Origin of the sequence: Brucella sp. TWI432 (assembly GCF_039674445.1) — a bacterium.
Classification (GTDB): Bacteria; Pseudomonadota; Alphaproteobacteria; order Rhizobiales; family Rhizobiaceae; genus Brucella; species Brucella chromiisoli.
In genome coordinates, this window is the sequence record NZ_JBDJNL010000025.1 from 23339 (window position 1) to 41085 (window position 17747).

A 17747-nucleotide genomic window follows, 5' to 3' on the forward strand; every position below is an offset into this window, starting at 1 on the left:
TTTTCGGCGGCTAGGGGCGTAGAGGTCCGAGGATGGAGGGCCATATCAATGCCCTCCCGACGCTGCGGCCGGCGAGACATCGCGCCGGGACGCCTTCATCGACGGCAAGGCGATCTGCCAGAGAAGCGCGATAACTGCGACCGCTGCGATGACCGCGCCGATCGGCGCAAGTGACGGCAGACCCCAGGCGCTGATGGCAGCGCCTCCGATCCCTGAACCGACTACCACGCCGGAGTTGAAGGCGGCGATGTTCATCCCCGACGCCACGTCCATGGCCTGTGGCCGGTGGCGAGCGGCCAGCATCAGGATGCGCGATTGGAGCGGCGGGATCGCGCCATAGGTGGTGAGGCCTAGCAGAGCGACCAGCCCAATCATCGCGACAGGCTGGCGGAGAGCGAAGGAGATCAGCACGAGCGACAGGACAATGCCGACGAGCAGGAGGACCGAAGCGCGGTCCATGCCCTGCCTGTCGGTCAGACGGCCGCCGAGCACATTTCCCGCCGCCGCGCCAAGGCCGTAGGCCAGCAGCGTGAGGCTCGCAGTCTCCACGCAGACATTGGTGACTTGCAGCAGGATCGGCGAAACGAAGGTGTAGAGGGCGAAGGAGCCGGTATAGGAGAGCATCGGGATGCTCGCGCCGGCGAGCAGCCGGCGGTCGAACAGCACGCCAAGGTCGCGCAGGCCCGCACCCTTCGTCTCGGCCTCGCCCGATCCGGCCGGCATCAGCGCGGCGATGCCGAGGCTGCCGATCAGGCCGCACGCGGCGATGACGAGGAAGATGACCTGCCAGTGCAGGATGGACCCGAGCCAGGTGCCGATCGGCACGCCGAGCGACATCGCTACCGTAACGCCGCCGAAGACCAGGGCCAGCGCCGCGCCCGCACGTTCGGGCGCGACCAGCCGCGTCGCCACGCTGGAGGCGACAGCGAAGAAGACGCCATGCGCTAGGCCCGAGAGCAGGCGGGCCAAGAGCAGCGGCGTCAGGCTGTCGGAGAGGCCCGCGATCACGTTGCCGGCGCTGAACACCAGCATCGCGGCGAGGATCAGGTGCTTGCGCGACCAGCGGGCGGCGAGCGCGGTCAGGAGCGGAGCGCCGATCACCACACCGGCCGCATAGGTCGTGACGGTCAGCCCGATGCGGGTGACATCGACCTGCAGGTCGTCGGCCATCGCCGAGACGAGGCCGATGGTGATGAACTCGGTGAAGCCGACAGCGAAGGCGCAGAACGAGAAGATATAGATGACGGGAGGCATAGGCCGACCTTTCCAGACAAGCCCGCCCTCTCCTTGCGGGACATCGGATACCGGCAGGCGCAATTGCTTCTCCGGCAAACTGCGCTTTGCACGAATAGTCAGAAAGGTGCATAATGGGAGAACACTTACGACTTCCTGGAAGAAATGGTTCGCAACCTCGACGATCTGGCGGTGTTTGTCCGCGTGGCCGAATGTGGCGGCTTTTCGGCCGCCGCCCGCGCGATGGACCTCGCGCCCACCACGGTCAGCAAGCAGATCGCCCGGCTGGAACGGCAGCTCGGCGCGACATTGTTCGAGCGCAACACCCGCCGATTGAAGATCACCGAGGAAGGCCGGGCCGTGGCCGAGCGGGCACGCGCTGCGCTCGCCTTGCTCGATGAAGCTGCCGAGATCGCGCGCGCCGGTTCCGCCGACCTTTCGGGCACGATCCGCATCACCGCGCCCGTGCCTTTCGGAAGCCGCTACGTCGCTGCGGCGACGGCGGACTTCCGCAAGCTCCATCCCAAGGTAGGGTTCGAGTTGCATCTGACAGATCGGATCGTCGATCTCTATGCAGGTGAGATCGACGTCGCGATTCGGGTTGGGAAGCTCTCTGACTCCCGCCTGATCGCCCGCCGTCTTGCCGACAATCGCCGCATTATGGTCGCCGCGCCAGACTATCTCGCTCGACGGGGCATGCCGGAACACCCGCAAGACCTTGCCGGCCACACCTGCCTGCTCATCGCTTATCCTGGGCTGCGAAACATCTGGACGCTGCACAACGGTGGAATGACGGCGGAAATGTCTGTGTCGAGCGACCTTGCAACGGACAGTGGCATCACCTTGCGGACATGGTGCGTGGCGGGGCTTGGCATTTCCCTGCGCGAGCTTTGGGATGTCTCGGACGAATTGAAGGCGGGGCGACTGGTCCACATCCTTCCGGACTGGGAAGAGGAAGCTAGCCCGATCAGCTTCGTTCGCGCCAAACGCGAACCGGTGCCGAAACGCATCAGCGCCTTCGGCGATTTCCTGGCTCAGCTCTGGCGCAATCCTCCCTGGGAAGCGTGAAGCAGTCGCGGATTTCTTCACTTCGCCTCCTTTGCTGCATCTCTGCGAAGGGTGAACAGGCAGAAGGCTGCCGTTATCGTCGCAAGCAGCGCCAGGACGACGAGAATCGTCACGAAGGCGTCTGTGTAGGCTGCATGGACGAGCGCAGAGAGCAGCACGTCGTTGGTTGCGGTCGATGAAACGGCAGCGCCGTGTGCGCCTGAGCCGATGCACGCCGCCATCTCGGCGGCTCCGAGTGGCAGCGTGATGCCTTTTTCGGATGCGGCCACTCCGAGGTTATGGGCTGTCAGTCCGATCAGCGCCGCCCCGATGGCGGCGATGGCAATGGCCTCACCTGCAACGCGGCTGGTCGTGAAGATGCCGGAGGCCATGCCGGCACGTTCCTTGGGGACCACGCTGACCGAGAGCGCGTCCATCAATCCCCACGGCAGGCCGTTGCCGATGCCGATCAGCAACATCGGCAGGATCATCGGCCCGACACTTCCCTCGGGCGAAAGCCGCATGAGGAGCAACGCGCCGATGGCGGAAATCAGGAAGCCGACCCCCGAGAGAATGCCCGGCGCGATCCACTTCGCAAGCATACCTGCCAGAAGTGGCACGATCAGCATCGGTGCCGTCAGCGGAAGGATTGCGAGGCCAGCGGTAAACTCGTCTCGGCCTTGAATGGCGATGAACCAGATCGGCAGATAGACGATCAGCGCTACGAAGCTGAACCCTGTCGCAACCGGCAGGAGTTGCACGCCGATGAAGCGCGGATATTTGAACAGCGACAGGTCCAGCATGGGCCGGGCCTGTCGAAGTTCGACCGCCACGAATGAGGCGAGCAAAGCTACCGAGCCCGTGAACAGGCCGATGACGCGCAAGCTCGCCCAACCGTGCTGCGGCCCCTGAACAACCGCAAAGGTGAAGCTGACCAGCGCCGCCGTAAACAGGATCGTGCCCGGCCAGTCGATGTCCTTCGCTTCCGGGTCACGCGACTCCCTGATGCTCGGCGTTCCGAATAGCAGGATGAGCAGCGAGACGGCGGCAATGCCGAAGTAGAGCGCGCGCCAGCCCCAGTGCTCGATGATGTAGCCTGATGCCATCGGCCCGAAAGCGAGACCGACGCCGAAGGCGGTGCCGAGAAAGCTGAAGGCTCGGGGCCGTTCCGCCTCCTCGAACTCCTGCGCGAGGAGCGATGTCGCCGACGTCAGGACAAGCGCTCCGCCGATGCCCTCCACGGCCCGCAGCAGATTGAGCAGCAGAAGGATGGGGGTGAGGCCTATCAGAATGGAGGTGGCGGTGAAGATCGCCAGGCCGACGACGAAGCAGCGCTTGCGGCCGATCTGGTCGCCGAGCGCGCCGGCCGCCATGACGCAGCCGCCGAAGGCGATGGCGTATGCGTTGACGATCCAGCTCAAGCTTGCCTGATCGCCGCCGAGATCGCGCCCCACAGCCGGTGTGGAGATCGCCGGACCGGTGAAGACCAACGGGATGATGACTGCCGATAAGCAGATGGCGGCGAGAATCTTGTTTCGGCCGTCGGTGGTGGCCAGCCCTTGTGTAGCGTCCATCGGGAACTCCGTTGCGCCGCGCAGGAGCGCCCGGCGAAACGGCGGTTCCAAAAACGCGGACTGTTTTCCGCAATCGTAATTTCTGCTACCGAATAGGATAATATGGCGTTTTTGCAGATTGCTTCTGCATGTGGTGCAGCAATGGATGGTTCCTACTTCGATCAGGTCGCGGCTTTTCTCGCCACGGTCGAGCATGCCGGTTTCACGGCGGCCGGGGCGGTGCTGAACCGCGACGGGTCGCTCATGTCGCGCCGCGTCACGGCGCTCGAAAAGCGCTTGGGCGTTCGGCTTCTGGAGCGCACCACGCGGCGTGTCGCGCTGACCGAAGCCGGCGAGACTTACTATCAGCGAATGCGCGCGGCGGTGCTGGTTATGACCGAGATCGACGCGGAAGCGGCCGAGGCGTCGGGCACGGTGCGCGGCACGCTGCGCTTGTCGCTTCCCGCCACCTTCGGGCGGATGTGGATCGCACCGATCCTGCCGGCATTTCTGCGGCAGCATCCCGGCCTCACGGTCGAGGCGCGCTACGAGGATCGCTACGTCGATCTCGTCGCGGAAGGCTTCGACGTTGCCGTTCGGATCGGCGATCTCGCCGACAGCCGCCTGATCGCCCGGACGCTGGCCCCTGCCAAACGCCTGCTGTGCGCTTCGCCTGACTATCTGACCGAGCGCGGTATGCCGGCGCATCCTTCCGACCTTGCCAATCACCACTGCATCGGGTTCTCGCGGCTCGCCTCGCATCCGGTCTGGCATCTTGGCGACGAAGGCAAGACGCTTGCCGTCCGCATCTCTGGCCCGCTCGTCACGGACGATGCCACCAGCTTGATTGATGCTGCCGTGGCCGGAGCCGGTATCGCGATGGTCTCCGACTGGCTGGCTGGACCGGAACTCAAGAGCGGCCGGCTCGTGCCGGTGCTTCAAGCCTATCCGGTCGCGACCCCGGAAGGGATCTACATCGTTCACCCCTCTGCAACGCTCGTCCCTGCGAAGACCCGAGCGTTCGTGGCATGGTTGGCCAGCGCTATCCAACAAGAGGGCGGATCGGTGTAGTCCTTCATCCCTCATGGATTTGCTGAACTCCGTTGGAGCGCCAGGACCGCGATGCCAGCAAGGGCGGCCCCCGCGCCGACGATGGCGATCGCGGTCAGTCCGAACGCGCCGATCACGCCGCCCCCGATCAGCGAACCAAGCGCGATACCGGAATTGAACCCGGCGATGTTGAGGCCGGCCGCCGCCGCCAGAGCCTTTGGCGCATGGCGCTCGGCGATGCCGATGACGCGGGCCTGCATGGCGGGGACCGCCGCATAGGTCAGCGCGCCCAGCGCCGCGATCAGCACGGCCATGGCCGGGACGGAATGCACCGCCGGCCACATCGCCGCCAGCACGATCGCCAGACCGGTCAGGACGATCATCACCGCCTTGTCAGGGCCGAGCCTATCGGTCATGCGACCGCCGACGACGTTGCCGATGGCGGCAGCGACGCCATAGATCAGCATCATCGTGCTAACCCAGGAGGACTCCATTCCGGTGACGTCGATCAGCAGTGGCGAGATATAGGAAAACAGGCAGAAGGAGCCGGTGTACGCCAGCACGGTGATGAAGGCCGCACCAAGCAGGCGCCGGTCGATCAGCGCGATCAGATTGTGCAGGGCATCCTTCGCTTCGCCACCATCCCTGGCGTTCGGCATCAGCAGCGCCAGACCGGCCACGCCGATCGCGCCGCAGATCGACACGCCCATGAAGATGGTCTGCCAGCTCCAGACGCCGCCGAGGAAGGTGCCGATCGGCACGCCGAAGGCGAGCGCCAGCGTCAAGCCGCCGAAGACCACAGCGACGGCGCTGCCCGCACGCTCCGGCGCGACGAGGCGTGTCGCGGCGCTGGACGCGACAGCGAGGAAGACGCCATGGCCCAGCCCCGACCCGAACCGCGCCGCCAGCAAGGACATTAGATCGCCGGACAGGCCGACGAGGAAATTGCCGACTGTGAATACGATCATAGCCGCGAGCAGCAGATGCTTGCGGCTCCAGCTCGCGGCAAGCGCCGTCAGGATCGGTGCGCCGATGGTCGCGCCGATGGCATAGGCGGCGACGGCGGCACCCACTTGCCCGACATCGACCTTCAGGTCGGCGGCTATGTCCGACACCAGGCCGATGGTGACGAACTCGGTGAAGCCCAAGGCAAAGGCCGAGAGCGCGAAGACGTAGATGACCAGCGGGATACGGCCGGCCTGCGACGCGGAATCGTCCCGTTCTTCCATGGTCGGGACGTTCCTCATCGCGCTTCCCCGCCATTCAGCGCCTCCAGCGTTAGCTTGGCGGTCAGGGCCGAGGACGCCGGGTTCTGGCCGGTAACGAGGCGACCATCGGCAATGGCAAAGGGCTGGAAGTCGGCGACGCTCTCGTAACGGCCGCCCAGCTCGCGCAGGCGAGTTTCCAGCAGGAAGGGCACGGCCTCGTCCAGCCCGGCGGCGCGCTCCTCGCTGTCGGAGAAGCCGGTGACGCGACGACCGCTCACCAGCGGAGTGCCGGTTTCGTCCTTGACGTTCACCAGTCCGGCCGGGCCGTGGCAGACGGCGGCGACGATCTTGCCCTGTGCCCATGCCTTGCCCAGCAGCGCGGCCAGCTCGGCGCTCTCTGGCAAGTCCCACATGGTTCCGTGGCCACCGGGCAGGAACACCGCGTCATATTGCGAGATGTCGATGGCGGAGAGCGGTAGGGTCTCGGTCAGCACCTTCGATGCAGCTTCGTCGCCGAGGAAGCGGTCCACGCTGGCCTCGTTCTCGCCCCTCGCCTTTACAGACCGGGGATCGATCGGCGCCGGGCCACCTTGAATGGAGGCCAGCGTCACCGACGCGCCGGCATCGACGAAGGCGTAGTAAGGTGTCGCCAGTTCCTCGAACCACAGGCCGGTGGGTTTGTCGGGCTCGCCCATCGTGGCGCTGGACGTAAGGATCATCAGAATCTTGAGCTTGGTAGGCATTGAGGCACTCCGGTTGTTGCCCGGAACATGCCTCACGCCAGTACGCGACAAAAATCATTCCTTATGCTATCAGCCATAGAAATAACTATGGCTCGGCGATCATGAACTACCTCATCTATCTGCGCACCTTCCTTGACACTTACCGCGCCGGCTCGCTGACCCGCGCGGCCGGGCGTCTCGGCATTACCCAGCCGGCAGCGTCCGCGCACATCGCCTCGCTGGAGGAGATGCTGGGCAAGCCGCTCTTCATCCGGCAGGCGCGCGGGGTTGCCCCGACGGCCGCTGCCGACGATCTCGCCCGTTCGATCGCCTCCCAACTCGACGGGATCGAGGCGACCATGGGTGCGGCCCAAGCGCGCTCCAGCCATTTGAGCGGCACCGTCCATCTGGTCGGCCCGGCGGAATATCTTTCCGCACGCATCGGCCCCGCCCTGGCGCCACTCATCGGGGAAGGTCTGCGGCTACGCATCCAGACTGGCAATCGCGAGCGTATCTATGCGGCGCTCGACGAGGGCCATGCCGATCTTGCCGTTACCGCGTCGCCGCCGGACGGAAGCGTCCACGGCTTTGCTGAACTGGGCCGGGAGCGCCTGGTGCTGGTCGTGGCGCCGGCCATTGCAGAGCGGACCAAGGCGCGCACCGTGACGGCAGAATTCCTGTGTGGGCTGCCCTGCATCGCCTATGATGAGACCCTTCCGTTGCTGCGCCCGTTCTTCGAGCACGTCTTCGGCAAGGCCCCCGACATGCAGGCCGTGGTGACGGCGCCGGACCTGCGTATCCTGATCAGCATGGCCCAGGCCGGAACGGGATGGACAGTGTTGCCGGACTATCTATGCGCTGAAGCGCTGGCGAGCGGGCAACTCGTTGAACTGCCGACGACGCGGCCGGGGCCGGACAACACGCTCTATCTCGTCTGGAACAAGACTGCACTCCGCCATCCTCGTGTCGTGCATGTCAGAGATTTTCTTCTGCGTGCGGTTTGAGGGCGTAAACGTGGATGAACGTGTGCCGCTTCCATCATAGCCCTCGACAGCAGTGGAGGGCCGAGGGCCAGCACGCCGCTGCGGATGCTCTGTAGTTTCGAACGCAGATCGCGCCGACAGCGGCACTCGCTCATTCCTCATATGCGACACCGTAGGCCAACTTATTTCGCTTGATCCGCGCGAAGCCGGGTTCGCCTAGGTGCATACCAGCGATCAGCAGTCGCTCTGCGGTCACGCAGTCCAGCAGCCTCGCTCGTGTTTCGGCGGCAAGATGCGCATCCTGATCGAATGCGATCGACACATCGGGCCGGGGAATCTGGATTTGCGGGAAATGAACGATGTCGCCCCAGACCAGCATGCCCTTGCCATCTGAATCGAGCCGATAGCCGGTATGCCCGGCTGTATGTCCCGGCAGAGACATCGCCGTGATGCCGGGCAGCAGCTCGCCGCCCTCAAAAGTGCGCAGCCTGTCGCGGTAGCTGTCGAACGCCTGACGCGCCACGAGGAAGTTGCCACGGGCACGCTCGGGCGCGCGGCCTAGATTGCCATCATCCTGCCAGAACGCGACCTCCCGATGGTGGGCAATAAGTTCGGCTTTCGGGAAGACGGCTTCTCCGGAAGCGTCCATCAGCCCCCCGACATGATCGGGATGAGCATGCGTCAGCAGGACCGCGTCGATCTCCGAAGGCTGGATGCCCGCGAGCAGCAGATTGGTTTTCAATCGACCGCCCCACTGCTTGAAACCACCTGCTCCTGCGTCGATCAGGACCGTGCGACCCCCTCCACGCACAAGGTAGCAGTTGATATGGATCGAGGTGTGATCCTTTATCCCCGCATTTTCCTGCATACGGGAGGCATCGGCCGGGTCGATATTCGCGAGGAAATCGAAACCGGCGTGAAGATAGCCATCGCTGACGGCGGTGATTGTTAAATCACCGACCTGTTGTGTGGGAAATGCAAGACTAGACATGGTTCTTCTCCAAGCGTCGGCTCAATTTCGCGCGTGAATGCTCGACGCCGCATAGCCAAAGCAACGGATGCGCGCGGTGAGGCCGATGTTGCCCTTTATGGCGTCGTCCAGTCCTTCCATGAACCGTTCCATGACCGGCGGCGTCCGAAATGGTTCAAGGCGATATTGGATTTCCGCAAAGGCCGGGTGCCCCCGGCCGTGCCGAACAGCGACATAGACAATATGCACATTCGCCAATGCGGCCCGAAGAATGCCCGTGCAGAGTTCGGTGCATTGTTCCGTGAGGTCTGCGAGCGCTTCGTCCGGCGGCATCTTGTCTGCCGGAATGTAGATCGTGACATTCGGCATGGGGCCTACCGCGCCTTCCCGAAAGCGGCGTCGACGTCATTCGTCAACTGCGCCGTCATCGGCGCGTAGACATGGACGCCTTCAGGTAGATGCTCGATGTCAGGCACATTGCCGCGATCTACCTTGGCGAGCCAGCGGTGTTCCGGGAACTTCTCCATAGCGACCGCCTGCATCGCATATGGGGTGAGGCCAAGCCGGATCAGAGGTTCGGGGCCTGTGGCGCTCAACGCCAGATATTCGCCCTCACCAATGGCCGGCGCTCGCTTGATGCCGCCATAGAGGTTCCGGTGCCAGTCGGTGATGTGCTGTTGCCAGCGGGCGAAATTGCCGCCGCCCTTCTGGCGGTATTCCTCACCCGTCAGGATGTCGAGGCCGTCGATCGAGTGTAGAGCGAGATAGACGGGGCAGCCACGGCTCAGCGTCTTGAAACGTTGCGAAGTGTGGAAGCCGCTCACCGAAATGAGGGCTGGCAGCTTGTCCAGGCTGTAAAAGTCGTTCCATTCCGCTTCGCTGCCCGGATCGGCAAAGCTGCATTCCACCGTATAGATCATTATTCCACCTTCGACCGGAAGGTTGTCCTTCCGGTCTTGCCTTTCGTTGATATTTTCTCATGATAGACTGCCGATTCATGCCCACATATCGACAATGGATCATGCTTCAGTGACCTAATATCAAGGTGGCGGCGGGTTGAAGGCCGAACCATCTCGTCAGGAACCGTCATGCGCCGCAAGATTCCCAGCAATTCCGCACTCATGGCGTTCGAAGCATCGGCTCGTCATGGGAGCTTCGCTCGCGCGGCCGACGAACTGGCCCTGACCGAAGGAGCGATCAGCCGCCAGATCGGCCGGCTGGAAGCCTTCCTCGGCGTCACGCTGTTCGAGAGAGTCGGCAATCGCGTCCGGCTTTTGCCGAATGGAGAGCGTTATGCCGCGCAAGTCCGCGAGTCACTCGACCGGCTGGAGCGTGACAGCCAATATCTGATGGGGCAGCCCAGCGATGGTGCGAGCCTCGACATCGCCACCATCCCGACCTTTGCCACACGCTGGCTCATTCCGCGGCTGGGACGCTTTCGTGAAATGCACCCGAACATCATCGTCCATCTTGCCGAACGTATGGAGCCTTTTGTGCTTGTCGGAAGCGGTTTCGATGCCGCGATCCATTTCGAGCATCCCGCATGGACGGGAATGAGAACGCACAGGCTGCTACACGAGACGCTGGTCCCGGTGTGCCATCCGACGTTTCTCGATAAAGGTGAAGGAGCGCTATCCCTGGATGAACTGCCTCGCCTTCATCGACGCCAGAACCCGGACGCCTGGCAACGCTATGCGCAGGAAACCGGGATCGTGCTGACCAATCCTGCGGTTGGTGCCCGTTACGATCTTCATTCCATGCAAATCGAAGCCGCGCTCGCCGGCCTCGGCGTTGCGCTGGTGCCGCGCCTCTATATCGAAGCCGAGTTGGCGGAAGGTCGCTTGGCCGCGCCTTGGCCCGATGGGAATTCGATCTCCAAGACCTTCTGCCTCGTCCTGCCGGAGCCGATCCGGCTGAGCGACGGTCCAATACAGGCTTTCGCAAATTGGGTTCTCGAGGAGGTGCAACCGTCAAAACCAACGCCGTGAAGGCGACATTTGAACCCAGCACATTCCAAGCTTCTTCTGCCGGCCCAATTGCTACGACACCGATCCCTCCTTGACGATCCCGGTCACCTCACGACCAAGCTGCCGATCAATGAGCTTCAACGGCCGGCTGCGTGACGAACTGCTCAACGAGCCCTTTTCCGGCTGGCGCACTGCGCAGGCCTGATAGCTCCGCGCACCCGCATCTTGCCGCCCACCAACGCCAAGGCTCAAATCAACCCAGAACTCTCGTTATCGCTTGATGCGAAATGGAGAGGCGCGTCAACGCCCGCGCTCATCACAGCGCGCCCCGCGTTATCCTAAGCCAACCGTCAAACTTCTATCGAACCAACGAAGCTTTATCTGCATGGGCACACGCTGAGGCAGCATTGATCCCGGCGTTGCACTGTATCTTCAGTCCCAGTTTCGCATGAGCCCGGCAGAGGTTGAAGATCTATTCTACAACAAGTCGGGGCTGCTCGGGAGTCGCATTTACTGAATGCGCCTCCTCGTAGCGGGTGCCGCAAGTTTCGGGCTTGTCCATCAGCGCCTATCTGCCCTTATGCTGCACCTAGCAGTCAAGGAGAACCCGCCGATGTGTACGCTATAGCCCGAAAATACCGCACGGAATTTCGAAGGGGCTTCCAGTATCAGCATCTATCAGTCTCAATCGCCTCAGCAACGCAGGAGATTGAGCATGGCAAAGATCGAAACTACGCAAATTCGGAGAACAATCCGGCGGCAGCAGTTGCGGGAGATGGTGCCGATGGCTGACAGCACTATTTATGAAATGGAACAACGTGGCGAGTTTCCCCGTCGGTTCGCGCTCTCGCCACGTTGTATCGTTTGGGATCTGGCCGAGGTCGAGGCTTGGCTGATGGCACGGCGGGCTGCCCCGATCCGTCGAGCACAGCACCCTGACGTCACCAAGCGCAAGACCCGACCGGTCAAAGGGCGGGATCAAGCTCCATCACAGGCATAGCTGTCGGCAGAAGCGTTGGGGCGTGCTTCCGACCGTCGATCCAGGCATCCACGGTATCCGCCCACTGCTGCATCATATGCCGGCGCTGCACCTCATACTCGGCCTTGTTGTAAACGCCGCGCGATGAGCGCCCGTCCTCGTGCGCCAGGCACTTTTCGATCCAGTCGCTGTTGAAGCCCAGCTCATTTAGCAGCGTCGAGCCCGTCCGCCGCAGATCGTGGACCGTGAAAGGCTCCAGCGGCAGCCCCTCCTTCTTGGCCTGTTCGACGACGGCATAGGTGACCCGATTGAAGGTCGCGCGCGACATCGGAGCGTCCGCGTCGTACCGGGATGGCAACAGATATCGGGAGTTGCCGGAGCAGGTCTTGAGCGCAATCATGATGTCCAACGTCTGCCGGCACAGGTAGACGTTGTGCGGCTTTGATCGCTTCATGCGCTCCTTCGGGATTGTCCAGACAGCATTGTCGAAATCGATCTCGTCCCACACTGCATCCTGCAACTCGCTCTTCCGGACCATGGTGAGGAGATAGAGCTTCATACCGAGGCGGATCGTTGGCAACGTCGCGACATGCTCGAGCTGTTTGAACAAAATGCGGATCTCGGCGGGCGAGAGTGCGCGGTCCTTCGGCGTAAAAGTGGCGATCGACGCCGGGCCGACGTCATCGGCCGGGTTGGCGACCTTCTCACCGTGGAGAATGGCGAAGCCGTAGATTTGCTTCAGGATATCCCTCACGTGGATAGCGGTCGCTGGCGCTCCCCGTTCGACGATCTTGCCACAGTGAGCGCGCAGATCATCGGGAGTGATCTCTGTCAGGAGACGATTCCGCCAGACGGGCATGAGCTCGCGCTCGAAGATAGAGCGACGCATCGCACGCGTGCTGTCGGCCATGGTCGCATTGGTCAGCCATTTCTCGCCGAACTGGCCGAAGCTCTTTGCTTCCTTGATCCGGCGCTTCTCCCGCTGCTTCTCGATGGCGGGAGACCGCCCTTCGGCGATCGCGCGCCGCGCGTCGATGCATAACTCGCGAGCCCTGGCAAGCGATATCCCGTCACGGGCATACCTACCGAGGTAGACGGTCTCCCGCCTGCCGTTCAGCCGATAGTCGAGCCTGAACGAGATGGCGCCCGACGGTGCAACGCGCACATACATGCCGTCACGATCAGACACCTTGTACATTTTTGCTTTTGGTTTCAAGCACTTGAGTGCTGCATCGGTCAACATTTAGGGCCTCCTTGCGGAAAAGTACCGTCACGCAGTTTTTGGAGGCCGATGGCGTAGAAAACGCTTATACTTCAGCGCTTTATATCGAAAGAAGTACCGTCATGAGCCTCATTGCTCCTGACGGTACTTTCGTTTTTCCGGTTGATCAATGGGGGCGAGGCCCGTCAGCGAGGCCGCCGAATGCGATCTATGCCCACCGATAGATATCGATAGGAATAGGGGGAATTTATTTTTGTTTTCAGTTGGTTGGATCGTACTTCGGCGTAAATTCGGCGGCGTTCGGAGGGGTCTGAATTATTCCCACTCGATTGTGCCCGGAGGCTTCGAGGTCACGTCATAGACCACGCGGTTGATGCCACGGACTTCATTGATGATACGGGTGGCCGCATTGCCAAGGAAGTTCATGTCGTAGTGGTAGAAGTCCGCCGTCATACCGTCGACCGAAGTCACAGCACGCAGCGCGCAGACGAATTCATAAGTCCGGCCATCACCCATAACGCCAACGGTCTGAACCGGAAGCAGAACGGCAAATGCCTGCCAGATGACATCATAAAGGCCAGCCTTGCGGATTTCATCAAGATAAATCGCATCGGCTTCGCGCAGAATTTCAAGCTTTTCGCGCGTGATACCACCGGGGCAGCGGATCGCAAGACCTGGACCAGGGAATGGATGCCGCCCGATAAAGCTGTCAGGAAGGCCGAGTTCCTTGCCCAGCACACGCACTTCATCTTTGAAAAGTTCGCGCAGAGGCTCGACAAGCTGCATGTTCATGCGTTCTGGCAAGCCGCCAACATTGTGGTGCGACTTGATTGTGACCGAAGGCCCGCCCGTAAATGAAACGCTTTCAATAACGTCAGGATACAACGTGCCCTGTGCGAGGAAATCTGCGCCGCCAAGCTTTTTCGCTTCCTCTTCAAAAACTTCAATAAACAGACGACCAATGGTCTTCCGCTTCTTTTCCGGATCGTTCTCACCTTCAAGAGCGTCAATGAATCGGTCCTGCGCATCCACCAAGATCAGCGGCAGATTATAATGCTCCCTGAACATCGCAACCACATCGGCAGCCTCGTTCTTACGCATCAAACCATGATCAACGAGGATACAGGTCAGCTGGTCGCCAACGGCTTCATGAATCAGAAGGGCTGCAACGGACGAGTCAACGCCGCCGGAGAGCGCGCAGATAACCTTACCCTTGCCCACCTGCTTGCGAATGGCCTCTACAGCCTGTTCACGGTAAGCAGACATGGTCCAGTCTGGCTTGATACCAACAATGTTGTGAACGAAATTCTGGATCAGCTTTGCGCCATCAGGTGTGTGCACAACTTCCGGGTGGAACTGCACAGCAAAATATTTGCGTTTTTCGTCCGAAATGGCCGCGAAAGGCGCATTGGGCGATGTCCCGATAACCCTGAAACCTTCAGGCAGTGCGGTGACACGGTCGCCATGGCTCATCCAGACTTGGTGACGGGTGCCCTTGGCCCAGATGCCAGCGAACAATGCGCTGTCTTCCTGAACTTCAAGAAACGCGCGACCGAATTCACGGTCGTGGCCGCTTTCGACCTTACCACCCAGCTGCGCGCACATGGTCTGCTCGCCATAGCAGATACCGAGAACTGGAATTCCAGCCTCGAAAATTGCCTGTGGCGCGCGCGGGCTGCCAATGTCCGTTGTCGAGTGTGGACTCCCCGACAGGATCACAGCCTTCGGGTTGATGCGCTTATAGGCATCTTCCGCAGACTGGAACGGAACGATTTCGGAATAAACTCCGGCCTCGCGCACGCGGCGTGCAATCAGCTGCGTGACCTGGCTGCCAAAGTCGATGATAAGGATAGTGTCAGGATGTGCTGTGGTGCTCATGCCGAGCATCTAGATAAAAAGCCGCAAAAATGCAATGGTCGAAGTGCCGCGTTTCAACAATCAAACCAAGAAAACTTGCCTATCCTGACATATCCTTGTCAGGAAGTGTCACGGCACCATTCAGAATAGCGCTTTCCAGATCCTCCACAGCGCCCGCAAGCTTCTGATCAATGACATGCAGATACTCTGTCCAGTCGCCGACATGCTGCAATTCACGGGTACCATCGGAAATGCCACGCAACCCTATCAGGGCAACGCCAAAGGCCTGACAGGCGCGCAAACAGGCATAGGTCTCCATATCGACCATGTCGGTTGCGATTGTCTCATAGGCTTTGCCCGAAACAATGTTTGCGCCCGTTGACAGCGACGCATCTGGCAGCCCCGGAACAAGGCAAGGCAGATCAATCATTGCAGGTAAATCAAGAAAGGGTGTGCGGCCTTTTTCAAATCCGATAGGCGAAGCATCCATATCGCGATAAGCGACCGATGAAACCTGAAACACCTCTGTTTGGGGAAGCCTCGCCGATCCGGCGGAGCCGACACAGACGACCAGATCAGGCAATTCACCCTGCTGTTCAAGCACAGTCAGAATACGTGTCAGATTGACGGACGCCTCGACCGGACCCACGCCGATCATCAGCGGCAAAAAAAGCGAACTGAGATGCGGGCCATATTCCGCCTCGGTCGCCATCACATACAGAAGCCGTTTGCCTGCAAGGGTTTTGATCATCCCTTTAGCCCCTCGCGGTCCTGAACAACCATCATCGTGCCCGTCATGGTTGCAATAAGCCGCACTTCCGTATCTGTGACTGCAAAAGCCTGTCCATCGCTGACCATAATCGTGCGCCCAGGCTTGGTCACCTCGCCACGAAACAGGAAACGATCCCCTCTGCCGGGGGCAAGCAGATTAACCTTAAATTCGATGGTCAGAACCGCAGCATCCGTTGGCATAAGGCTAAGCGCTGCATATCCGCAGGCAGTGTCGAGTGCTGCAGAAATTATACCGGCATGAAGAATGCCGTGTTGCTGCGTCAGCTCTTCGCGAAACGGCATTTCGACCTCGACAATGCCCGGTTCACAACGTGTCAGCTGTGCACCGATGAGCTTCATCGCTGCCTGACGGTCAAAACTCTCCTCAACACGCTGTTTGAAATCCGGTTCCGCAATTCGATGCGCTGGCATTAAGCTCCCCCAAGCTTAATTGTGCTTTTCCAAGACACTTACATAAAATCCGTCCGTGTCAATGGAAAGCGGAGAAAATACGGCGCCATGCGCAGGAAAAACCGGCTCTACCCCGGCTGCATCTCCTGTAACGGCTTTCCAGACTGCCTTGGGAGATTTTTCCGTAAAGTTGCTGTTTTCAGCAAGGAAGCGCTCGACCTGACGCGTATTCTCTTCGGCAAAGAGCGAACAGGTCACGTAAACCAGCCTGCCGCCGGGCTTCACGTAATGTTTCGCCGCCTCAAGCACCTCGCGCTGATCCTGCACACGCCGCTCCAGCTGCTGATCATTGAGACGCCATTTTGCATCCGGCCTGCGCCGCCATGTGCCCGAACCTGTGCATGGCGCATCTGTCAGCACAAGGTCCATGCGCTCAATAAGCGGAGCGAGCGCATCGAGATTGCCATGCACCTGTGTGTTGCGAACCCCTGCCCGCTGCAAACGGTCATGCATGGGCGAAAGACGCGCGCGTTCGGCATCATAGGCATGGACCTGGCCACTGTTGCGCATGGCCGAAGCCAGCGCCAGCGTCTTGCCACCTGCACCTGCGCAATAATCCAGCACCTGTTCGCCCGGCTTTGCACCAGCAAAAAGCGCCGCAAGCTGCGAACCCAGATCCTGTACCTCGAACCAGCCATCCAGAAATGTCTGATCCGTCTGCACATTGGGATGACGGCCCAAAGCCTCAATCGGAGGAATGCGCAAAGCCTGCTGAAGCAATGGCGCTTTGGCAGCCCCCGCTTTTTCCAGTGCTTCAAGAACGGCTTCGGACGTTGTTTTCAGCAGATTGACCCGAAGATCAACCGGCGGACGCATGGAAAGCGCAGCCGCTTCTTCTACCCAGCGCTCACCAAACAACTCTTCCAGCGAAGGCACGCACCATTCAGGTACATCGGCCCGGATATAAGCAGGGGCGTCAGTGACGGCTCGCGTTGCCCATGCTTCGCGGGGAGCAGATTCCAGAGGTTCTGGGGCAAATTTATCGCCATTGAGCGTTGCGTCAATTGCATCAAAATCCATGCCGCCTTCTGAAACCAGCGCGCCATAAGCAAGCGCGCGCGCATCATCAGCATCCATGCGCCACGCGATGGATAGTTTGCGCCGCAACGCGTCATAAACAATATTGCCAATGACCGCACGATCACCCGCGCCGGCAAAGCGGTGCGACGCACCCCAATCCTTCAGCGCATCGGAAGCCGGGCGCTTGTTTGCTTCAATATCATTCAAAACCTCGATTGCCGCCTGAAGGCGTCCGCCAAGCCGCATTTCAGCTCCTTCACATTTGTTGTGTCGGGCATAGCCTTCATTGAGGGGAAAAGGCAATCAACAATTAAAACGAACCGATTTTAGAAAGCGCTTAGAACATAAGCCAACCCACGTAAAACGCCAATCTGTTTCAATCAGATCGGCTCTTTGAAAGCAAAAAGCCGGAGCGGGGGCATCCGGCTTTTCACGAAATGAAGAAGCTTACGGAGGTTATTCCGCGGCATCCACTTCCTCATTAACTGCAATTGTATTTGCCTGATACCCGTGCGCCGTCTTGAGCGCCGCACGCACACCGGCTTCATAATCAGGATGTACAAGCTTGAAGTGCGCCAACTGGCGTTCGACGATAAAGCCCGGCACACCGCCCATGGCTGCTGCAATGTTCGAGAACAGGCGTTGCTTCTGCCCATCATCAAACAGATTGAACAAAGCACGTGGCTGCGAATAA

Annotated in this window: 19 protein-coding genes; 6 read left to right on the forward strand and 13 right to left on the reverse strand. The window is 60.8% G+C overall.

Translation table 11 applies throughout. The features are described 5' to 3' along the window. Positions 1 to 45: 45 nt before the first annotated feature. Positions 46 to 1254 carry an MFS transporter gene (locus ABE527_RS19775; protein WP_499698054.1) on the reverse strand — a complete coding sequence of 403 codons (1209 nt, stop codon included), beginning with the start codon at positions 1252 to 1254 and terminating at the stop codon, positions 46 to 48. A gap of 144 nt (positions 1255 to 1398) precedes the next feature. Here ABE527_RS19775 and ABE527_RS19780 point away from each other — a divergent pair, with 144 nt between their 5' ends. Further along, positions 1399 to 2301 (forward strand): LysR family transcriptional regulator, encoded by a 903-nt coding sequence (locus tag ABE527_RS19780; RefSeq protein WP_499698055.1) that lies wholly within the window; start codon positions 1399 to 1401, stop codon positions 2299 to 2301. Positions 2302 to 2318: 17 nt separating this feature from the next. On the opposite strand, the gene ABE527_RS19785 is transcribed toward ABE527_RS19780, so the two are convergent. Next, the gene (locus tag ABE527_RS19785; RefSeq protein WP_499698056.1) at positions 2319 to 4049 is read right to left on the reverse strand and encodes an MFS transporter; all 1731 of its coding nucleotides are present in this window, start codon (positions 4047 to 4049) and stop codon (positions 2319 to 2321) included. On the opposite strand from ABE527_RS19785, the gene ABE527_RS19790 reads away from it, so the two are divergent. Then, on the forward strand, positions 3996 to 4904 hold the full coding sequence (locus ABE527_RS19790) for a LysR family transcriptional regulator (RefSeq protein WP_499698057.1): 909 nt from the start codon (positions 3996 to 3998) through the stop codon (positions 4902 to 4904). The two genes, ABE527_RS19785 and ABE527_RS19790, sit on opposite strands and share 54 nt — an antisense overlap. An 11-nt stretch (positions 4905 to 4915) precedes the next feature. On the opposite strand, the gene ABE527_RS19795 is transcribed toward ABE527_RS19790, so the two are convergent. Further along, on the reverse strand, positions 4916 to 6112 hold the full coding sequence (locus ABE527_RS19795; RefSeq protein WP_499698058.1) for an MFS transporter: 1197 nt from the start codon (positions 6110 to 6112) through the stop codon (positions 4916 to 4918). A 14-nt stretch (positions 6113 to 6126) separates the two neighbouring features. Next, on the reverse strand, positions 6127 to 6834 hold the full coding sequence (locus tag ABE527_RS19800) for a type 1 glutamine amidotransferase domain-containing protein (protein ID WP_499698059.1): 708 nt from the start codon (positions 6832 to 6834) through the stop codon (positions 6127 to 6129). A 101-nt stretch (positions 6835 to 6935) separates the two neighbouring features. Between ABE527_RS19800 and ABE527_RS19805 the strand changes: the two genes are divergently transcribed. Further along, complete coding sequence (locus ABE527_RS19805; protein WP_499698060.1) at positions 6936 to 7817, forward strand: LysR family transcriptional regulator; 882 nt, start codon at positions 6936 to 6938, stop codon at positions 7815 to 7817. A gap of 130 nt (positions 7818 to 7947) precedes the next feature. Here ABE527_RS19805 and ABE527_RS19810 read toward each other — a convergent pair whose 3' ends face one another. The 3 genes from ABE527_RS19810 to ABE527_RS19820 are packed head-to-tail and all read right to left on the reverse strand — an operon-like array spanning position 7948 to position 9686. Beyond that, positions 7948 to 8787 carry an MBL fold metallo-hydrolase gene (locus tag ABE527_RS19810; protein ID WP_499698061.1) on the reverse strand — a complete coding sequence of 280 codons (840 nt, stop codon included), beginning with the start codon at positions 8785 to 8787 and terminating at the stop codon, positions 7948 to 7950. Between the two features lie 21 nt (positions 8788 to 8808). Further along, positions 8809 to 9135, reverse strand: a complete 327-nt coding sequence (locus ABE527_RS19815; protein ID WP_499698062.1) for a hypothetical protein — start codon at positions 9133 to 9135, stop codon at positions 8809 to 8811. 5 nt (positions 9136 to 9140) lie between these two features. Next, positions 9141 to 9686, reverse strand: a complete 546-nt coding sequence (locus ABE527_RS19820; RefSeq protein WP_499698063.1) for a sugar ABC transporter — start codon at positions 9684 to 9686, stop codon at positions 9141 to 9143. 168 nt (positions 9687 to 9854) lie between these two features. Between ABE527_RS19820 and ABE527_RS19825 the strand changes: the two genes are divergently transcribed. The 3 genes from ABE527_RS19825 to ABE527_RS19835 all read left to right on the forward strand — a co-directional run bounded on the left by ABE527_RS19825 (position 9855) and on the right by ABE527_RS19835 (position 11733). Beyond that, the gene (locus tag ABE527_RS19825) at positions 9855 to 10754 is read left to right on the forward strand and encodes a LysR substrate-binding domain-containing protein (RefSeq protein WP_499698064.1); all 900 of its coding nucleotides are present in this window, start codon (positions 9855 to 9857) and stop codon (positions 10752 to 10754) included. 385 nt (positions 10755 to 11139) lie between these two features. Then, positions 11140 to 11250: a hypothetical protein gene (locus ABE527_RS19830; RefSeq protein WP_499698070.1), complete on the forward strand. Its 111-nt coding sequence runs from the start codon at positions 11140 to 11142 to the stop codon at positions 11248 to 11250. A gap of 198 nt (positions 11251 to 11448) precedes the next feature. Beyond that, complete coding sequence (locus tag ABE527_RS19835) at positions 11449 to 11733, forward strand: helix-turn-helix transcriptional regulator (RefSeq protein ID WP_499698065.1); 285 nt, start codon at positions 11449 to 11451, stop codon at positions 11731 to 11733. Here ABE527_RS19835 and ABE527_RS19840 read toward each other — a convergent pair. The 6 genes from ABE527_RS19840 to ABE527_RS19865 form a co-directional block, all read right to left on the reverse strand. Then, positions 11699 to 12955, reverse strand: coding sequence for a tyrosine-type recombinase/integrase (locus ABE527_RS19840; protein ID WP_499698066.1), 1257 nt, complete (start codon positions 12953 to 12955; stop codon positions 11699 to 11701). The genes ABE527_RS19835 and ABE527_RS19840 overlap by 35 nt on opposite strands. Positions 12956 to 13249: 294 nt before the next feature. Then, positions 13250 to 14812 (reverse strand): glutamine-hydrolyzing GMP synthase, encoded by a 1563-nt coding sequence (guaA, locus tag ABE527_RS19845; protein WP_265986304.1) that lies wholly within the window; start codon positions 14810 to 14812, stop codon positions 13250 to 13252. Between the two features lie 79 nt (positions 14813 to 14891). Beyond that, entirely contained in the window at positions 14892 to 15542 is a 651-nt protein-coding gene (locus ABE527_RS19850; protein ID WP_499698067.1) for a 5'-methylthioadenosine/S-adenosylhomocysteine nucleosidase, read from the reverse strand. Continuing rightward, positions 15539 to 15994, reverse strand: coding sequence for a PaaI family thioesterase (locus tag ABE527_RS19855; protein ID WP_265986307.1), 456 nt, complete (start codon positions 15992 to 15994; stop codon positions 15539 to 15541). Before ABE527_RS19855 ends, ABE527_RS19850 begins: the two co-directional genes overlap by 4 nt. A gap of 15 nt (positions 15995 to 16009) precedes the next feature. Beyond that, a complete protein-coding gene (locus ABE527_RS19860; RefSeq protein ID WP_499698068.1) occupies positions 16010 to 17299 on the reverse strand; it encodes an RsmB/NOP family class I SAM-dependent RNA methyltransferase in 1290 nt (429 codons plus the stop codon). Between the two features lie 210 nt (positions 17300 to 17509). Next, the coding region (locus ABE527_RS19865; protein WP_499698069.1) for a catalase-related domain-containing protein at positions 17510 to 17747 on the reverse strand (238 nt) is incomplete at its 5' end.

Coding starts and splice junctions, on each gene's coding strand:
- ABE527_RS19855 (WP_265986307.1), bottom strand. CDS start 15,994: ATGCCAGCGCATCGAATTGCGGAACCGGATTTCAAACAGCGTGTTGAG.
- ABE527_RS19790 (WP_499698057.1), top strand. CDS start 3,996: ATGGATGGTTCCTACTTCGATCAGGTCGCGGCTTTTCTCGCCACGGTC.
- ABE527_RS19785 (WP_499698056.1), bottom strand. CDS start 4,049: ATGCTCGACCGTGGCGAGAAAAGCCGCGACCTGATCGAAGTAGGAACC.
- ABE527_RS19840 (WP_499698066.1), bottom strand. CDS start 12,955: ATGTTGACCGATGCAGCACTCAAGTGCTTGAAACCAAAAGCAAAAATG.
- guaA (WP_265986304.1), bottom strand. CDS start 14,812: ATGAGCACCACAGCACATCCTGACACTATCCTTATCATCGACTTTGGC.
- ABE527_RS19820 (WP_499698063.1), bottom strand. CDS start 9,686: ATGATCTATACGGTGGAATGCAGCTTTGCCGATCCGGGCAGCGAAGCG.
- ABE527_RS19795 (WP_499698058.1), bottom strand. CDS start 6,112: ATGGAAGAACGGGACGATTCCGCGTCGCAGGCCGGCCGTATCCCGCTG.
- ABE527_RS19810 (WP_499698061.1), bottom strand. CDS start 8,787: ATGTCTAGTCTTGCATTTCCCACACAACAGGTCGGTGATTTAACAATC.
- ABE527_RS19860 (WP_499698068.1), bottom strand. CDS start 17,299: ATGCGGCTTGGCGGACGCCTTCAGGCGGCAATCGAGGTTTTGAATGAT.
- ABE527_RS19815 (WP_499698062.1), bottom strand. CDS start 9,135: ATGCCGAATGTCACGATCTACATTCCGGCAGACAAGATGCCGCCGGAC.
- ABE527_RS19780 (WP_499698055.1), top strand. CDS start 1,399: ATGGTTCGCAACCTCGACGATCTGGCGGTGTTTGTCCGCGTGGCCGAA.
- ABE527_RS19805 (WP_499698060.1), top strand. CDS start 6,936: ATGAACTACCTCATCTATCTGCGCACCTTCCTTGACACTTACCGCGCC.
- ABE527_RS19825 (WP_499698064.1), top strand. CDS start 9,855: ATGCGCCGCAAGATTCCCAGCAATTCCGCACTCATGGCGTTCGAAGCA.
- ABE527_RS19850 (WP_499698067.1), bottom strand. CDS start 15,542: ATGATCAAAACCCTTGCAGGCAAACGGCTTCTGTATGTGATGGCGACC.
- ABE527_RS19800 (WP_499698059.1), bottom strand. CDS start 6,834: ATGCCTACCAAGCTCAAGATTCTGATGATCCTTACGTCCAGCGCCACG.
- ABE527_RS19775 (WP_499698054.1), bottom strand. CDS start 1,254: ATGCCTCCCGTCATCTATATCTTCTCGTTCTGCGCCTTCGCTGTCGGC.
- ABE527_RS19835 (WP_499698065.1), top strand. CDS start 11,449: ATGGCAAAGATCGAAACTACGCAAATTCGGAGAACAATCCGGCGGCAG.